Below are 4,875 nucleotides of genomic sequence, written 5' to 3' on the forward strand. Positions count from 1 at the left end.
AACGCACACGTAAAGGGTGCGGTTACGGTGGGTTTAGGGTAATCTCGTAGGGGCAGGCTTTACGCCTGCGGGGTTTTTTAGGGAAAGGCGCACCCGTAAAGGGTGCGGTTACAGTGGTTTTAGGGCAATCTCGTAGCCGCAGGCTTTATGCCTGCGGGCTTTGGGAGAACGCACCCGTAAAGGGTGCGGTTACAGTGGGTTTAGGGCAATCTCGTAGACGCAGGCTTTATGCCTGCGCCATTCTAATTTCAATCGAAACACGAACCATGCCACACGTTATTTTGAATCTGGAGGGATCATTCAGAGAGGCACTGATCCGGAATCTCCCGGCGGTCTTTCAATTGGAGAATTACCGGGTCCGATACCGAAAGGCCTATTTTGATCCTTCCGAAGAAACTGCACTTGTTGAAACCCTGCTGTTGGAAAAGGGCTTCCGGAAAAGCTTCTACTGCCGGGTCTCGCGCCGAAAGGATTCCCGGGTGGTTGTTCATCTGGATCCGGTCGACAGGGTGGAACGGACGCCGGCTGTGCAATTGGCGGTGGCCCGCCTGGGATTTCTTTTACAAACATGGGTACCGGGCGTTGAAATTTCCCGGAGCAATTTGGTTCGCTATTTGGAGCTGTTTCGTCTGCCGCAGGACCAGCAATCGGATCGCTACGGAGACCTGCTTTCTTTTTACAGGCGATCCATTCGGGAGATTCGGAATCGCGCAGCGGGTGAAAGAGCTGTTCTTCAACCCATTGATTTTTTGGACTCCGCTGATTGGGAGCAAATTTTTGGCAATCAAAATCCGGTGGAAGTGGAAATCGGTCCGGGGAAGGGACGGTTTTTGTTCGGAGAGGCGCGCCGCCGGCCGGAGGTCAATTTCCTGGCCATTGAATGGGCAGGACGTTACATGCAGGAACTTCTGGCCAGGCAGGGCCGGAAGCAGCTTCCGAATATCCGGTTGGCTCATGCCGATGCCCGCCGCTTGTTTCGCGACTGGATTCCGGAAAATTCCATTCAGGCGGTTCATATTTATTTCCCGGATCCCTGGTGGAAAAAACGGCATGCCAAGCGAAAATTGGTGGATCCGGAACTCATCCGGAATCTGGAAAAAAGCCTTCAGGAGGGGGGATTTTTTAACTTTGCAACCGATGTGGAGGAATACTTCCAAGGGGTTTTACAGGTAATGGCGGATTTTCCAAATTTTCAGAAAATTTCCGAGAAGCGCTATTCCCCGGACGATCCCGAAAATCCCGACCGCTCTAATTTTGAAACCAAAATGCGCCAAAGGGGTCGCTGGGTTTACGAAGTCCGGTGGAAAAAATTCCGGCAGGATTTGGTGGTTGTGCCACTTGTGCGGTAATGAAAGAAACGATTCCCCCAGGTGATTTTAGCCGCGAGGCTGCAAGGGAAATGGAGCCGGATTCGGAGATTCAATTTGCATAAAAAATGGATGTTGTTCGAACATCGCGTAGCAGGTAGTTTAGAAAGGATTAAAATCAATGACACATCAAAAAGAGGGCAAACGGGTCAAAGAGTCCATGGTGGAAATGACGGAGCTGGTACTCCCTCAGGACACGAATCCGCTGGGTAATATTTTTGGCGGGCGGGTTATGCAGCTCATTGATATTGCCGGAGGAGTTGCCGCCATGCGGCACGCCAGACGGGTGGTGGCAACGGTTTCTGTTGATCGAATGGATTTCCGGCACCCCATCCGAATGGGGCAGATCGTGACGCTGAAAGCGTTCGTTATTTTTACGGGCCGTACCTCAATGGAAGTACAGGTCGATGTGTACTCCGAGGAAGCCATTACCGGGGACAAGGTGCACACCACCACCGCGCATCTGACCTATGTGGCACTTAATCAATCGGGACAACCCGTTCCCGTACCGCCCATTCTTCCGGAAACCGAAGAGGAAATTGCCCGATTTGAAGCGGCGAAAAAACGCCGTGAGCGGCGAAGGGCCCGCTGATCCTCTCTGCGTTGTTTCGGAATTCACCTTCTTTAAGAAAAATTGCGCTTTCCCTGACCCTGTGAATTGGCTTTAGCACCTATCGGCCAACCGGATCGGGACAGACGTCGTGGTAAAAACACCGTGATTTGTCATGGTGCTTTTGTTCCCGCCCCGCATCTCTCCAAAATAGTCCTTGAAAAAATTAAGGATTTATTCTATATTAAAGTGCCTTGTTAACAGGGGAGGAGAACGGCTTCAACCGGTTAAAAAATAAAGCGGTAGCGAACCGGAGAGCACGTAACTGTATTTCAGAGGCGGGATAAACCGGAAAAGATCGGCCTAAAAATCATCCGGTGGGTAGGTGTTAAATGGATCCTGGAAGCGAATCTTATTTTGAAAATAAGCCCGCACCCACCGTTTAAAAATCTCCCGGGTTCCGGGGATCAAACAAAGAAAGCCGGTAATATCGGTTAAAAAACCGGGAGTCAAAAGCAAAAGGCCGCCCGCCAGAACAAAGACCCCGTCAAAGAGGGGATCGGCTGGTAACTGACCCTGTTGGAGGCTTTGCTGGATGCGGTTCAGGACGGAAAATCCCTGACTGCGGGCCAGGGAGGCGCCCAGTAGTCCGGTTGAAATGACAATGGCCAGTGTGGGAACCAGGCCGATGATTTCGCCGACTTTAATCAAAAGAATCAGCTCAACAAAGGGAATCGTTATAAACAGTAAAAATAATTTCGTGAACATGTGTTTTCCTGATTTTAAATCCTTTGACAGGATGTACGGGATTCTATGGCTTATCCTGTAGATCCTTCTAAAATTAATGTGCACCGGTGCGTATCACCAAAAGTAATCTCATTCAAATGTAAAGGGTAAAACCGGCTTTTGCAAGTATTTTCAAAAAAAGCAGGCGTGCAGATTGCGTTCGTTTTTGCAGGGGTGTTGGGATTGGCTCTCTTTTTATCCTGTAAAAACCCTTTTCAATTGAGGACACCCGAGCCGCCGTCTCAAGGGGTTTCCCGTCGGGTACCGGCGACCCAGCCCGAAATGGTTCTGACCAACCTCAAGAGTGCGATTGCAGAGAAAAATCTTGAAAATTATATGAAATGTTTTGCCGATTCGGTGGGGGGTGGAAAAACCTTTCAATTTAAACCGGATCCCAGCACCCAGATTCAAAATCCGGGTGTTTTTGCCCATTGGAATCTGGATGCGGAAAAGCGCTACGCAAACTATTTGTTTTCGCAGATTCCGGAAGATTCCACGGCAAACCTGGCGTTTGGTCTCACAACCGAACAAACCTACGTGAAGCAAGACACAACCGTTTTTATTCGGGATTACACCCTGACCGTGCATCACACACTGAATGGGGATCAGTACCCCAGAAAGGCAGTGGGAAGAAGTGAATTTCACCTCTGCCAGGTTCAGGGGGAGTGGGTTATTTTTTACTGGGCGGATCGGAGAAGCGGCAACCAGCCGTGCTGGAGTGATATTAAAGCAAGTTTTGGGAAATAGACCGGACTCACTGCGTAAATGACTGTTAAACGACGCCACATGTCACAGGGGAGATTTGAAATTCCCGGGAAAAGATTGGGCCGGTCGAACCGGTGGAATCAGTTGTCCGCTTCGGCCAGATGGTTTCTGATGCTGCTGCTGATAACCGGGGTCAATGCCGGATGGGTAGGATATTATCTCACGCGCCCTGTCCCTCAGGTGCCGTCCCCGTCTCTTCCGGAGAAGAGGATCTCGGTCGATTGGAAGGAAACCCGCAGCGAAATACAGGCGATATTCCGGGCCCGTCACATGCCGGAATCCTGGGTGAGCTGGACACCAAACACCCAGTCCGATTCTTCAAACGTTCGCGAGTTGCGGGTTCGCGTAAAATATCCAACCCAATTTCTCAAGGATGATCTGACCAATGATCTGTTCCAGGACCTGTCAGCGCGGGGCTGGACAGTGGAAAAAGCCGAGGCATCTCTCAAACATCCGAATGAAGAATTTGACTACCGAAAGGGAAACGGTAATCGTCTGGTTATTCGTTTGATTCGGTATCCCAAACTGGAATGGCATGATCGGAAAATGGCGGTCATTATTGACGATTTTGGCTATAAAACCAACCCCGTCCTAAAGGAGTTCCTGAATGTGCCGGCGACACTGACCTGGGCCATTATTCCCGGACTCCCGCACACAAAAGAGGTAGCGGCCGTGGCTCAAAAGCGGGGTATCCCGGTCATGATTCATTTGCCGATGGAACCCCTCCGGGCCAAAATTGAGCGGGGCGGGTTCACCATTTTTACAGGAATGAAAAAGAAGACGATCCGCAGGATTTTGTCGCAGGCGCTTGCCGAAATTCCTGCTGCCGAAGGGGTAAACAATCACATGGGCTCCAGACTGACGACGTACCAGCCAACGCTGATTCTGTTGATGCAGGTTCTGCGGGAGAAGCACTTGTTTTTTATCGACAGCATGACCAATCCCAAAAGTATCGCCTATAAAATAGCGCGGAATCAAGGGGTTCCTTCCTTGAAAATGTTCACGTATCTGGATAATCCGAAAAGTTCATTGAATTTATCGCAAAAATTGGCCGAGGCAGTGGCTGAGGCCGACAAAAAGGGGCGGGCTATTGTGATTGGGCATGCCCGGCCTGAGACGGCAAAGCGGTTGGCATCTGCGCTGAGATATTGGGAAAACAGGGGAATTTATTTTGTTCCGGTACGCGAACTCATTCGGGAGGACCAGGACAAAAAATTGTACAAGAGTAAAGTGGCCAATCGACTGTAAGTCACGACAGCCACAATAGTTTCTCTGCGGTTCTCTGTGTTACTATTTTGGTTCTACTGGCTTTTTTGTGGGGAAAATGACTTTTTTAAATAAGACAGAGCTTCTTTTTGACCGATTGCTTGACTTGGGTAAAAAGGCTATATATTGTTTGTTATGGGC

At 49.9% G+C, this 4,875-nt stretch carries 5 protein-coding genes; 4 read left to right on the forward strand and 1 reads right to left on the reverse strand.

Annotated elements, in window-relative coordinates:
* The first annotated feature begins 266 nt into the window (after nucleotides 1-266).
* Nucleotides 267-1,349: a tRNA (guanosine(46)-N7)-methyltransferase TrmB gene (trmB, locus tag GXO76_07075; protein ID NOY77614.1), complete on the forward strand. Its 1,083-nt coding sequence runs from the start codon at nucleotides 267-269 to the stop codon at nucleotides 1,347-1,349.
* A 187-nt stretch (nucleotides 1,350-1,536) separates the two neighbouring features.
* Entirely contained in the window at nucleotides 1,537-1,959 is a 423-nt protein-coding gene (locus GXO76_07080) for an acyl-CoA thioesterase (GenBank protein NOY77615.1), read from the forward strand.
* A 321-nt stretch (nucleotides 1,960-2,280) separates the two neighbouring features.
* Here GXO76_07080 and fxsA read toward each other — a convergent pair whose 3' ends face one another.
* Nucleotides 2,281-2,685, reverse strand: a complete 405-nt coding sequence (gene fxsA / locus GXO76_07085; protein NOY77616.1) for a membrane protein FxsA — start codon at nucleotides 2,683-2,685, stop codon at nucleotides 2,281-2,283.
* A 165-nt stretch (nucleotides 2,686-2,850) separates the two neighbouring features.
* Here fxsA and GXO76_07090 point away from each other — a divergent pair, with 165 nt between their 5' ends.
* Nucleotides 2,851-3,450, forward strand: coding sequence for a hypothetical protein (locus GXO76_07090; GenBank protein NOY77617.1), 600 nt, complete (start codon nucleotides 2,851-2,853; stop codon nucleotides 3,448-3,450).
* 18 nt (nucleotides 3,451-3,468) lie between these two features.
* Nucleotides 3,469-4,716 carry a divergent polysaccharide deacetylase family protein gene (locus GXO76_07095; GenBank protein ID NOY77618.1) on the forward strand — a complete coding sequence of 416 codons (1,248 nt, stop codon included), beginning with the start codon at nucleotides 3,469-3,471 and terminating at the stop codon, nucleotides 4,714-4,716.
* Nucleotides 4,717-4,875 lie beyond the last annotated feature (159 nt).

The organism is Calditrichota bacterium (assembly GCA_013151735.1).
GTDB lineage: Bacteria > Zhuqueibacterota > JdFR-76 > JdFR-76 > BMS3Abin05 > BMS3Abin05.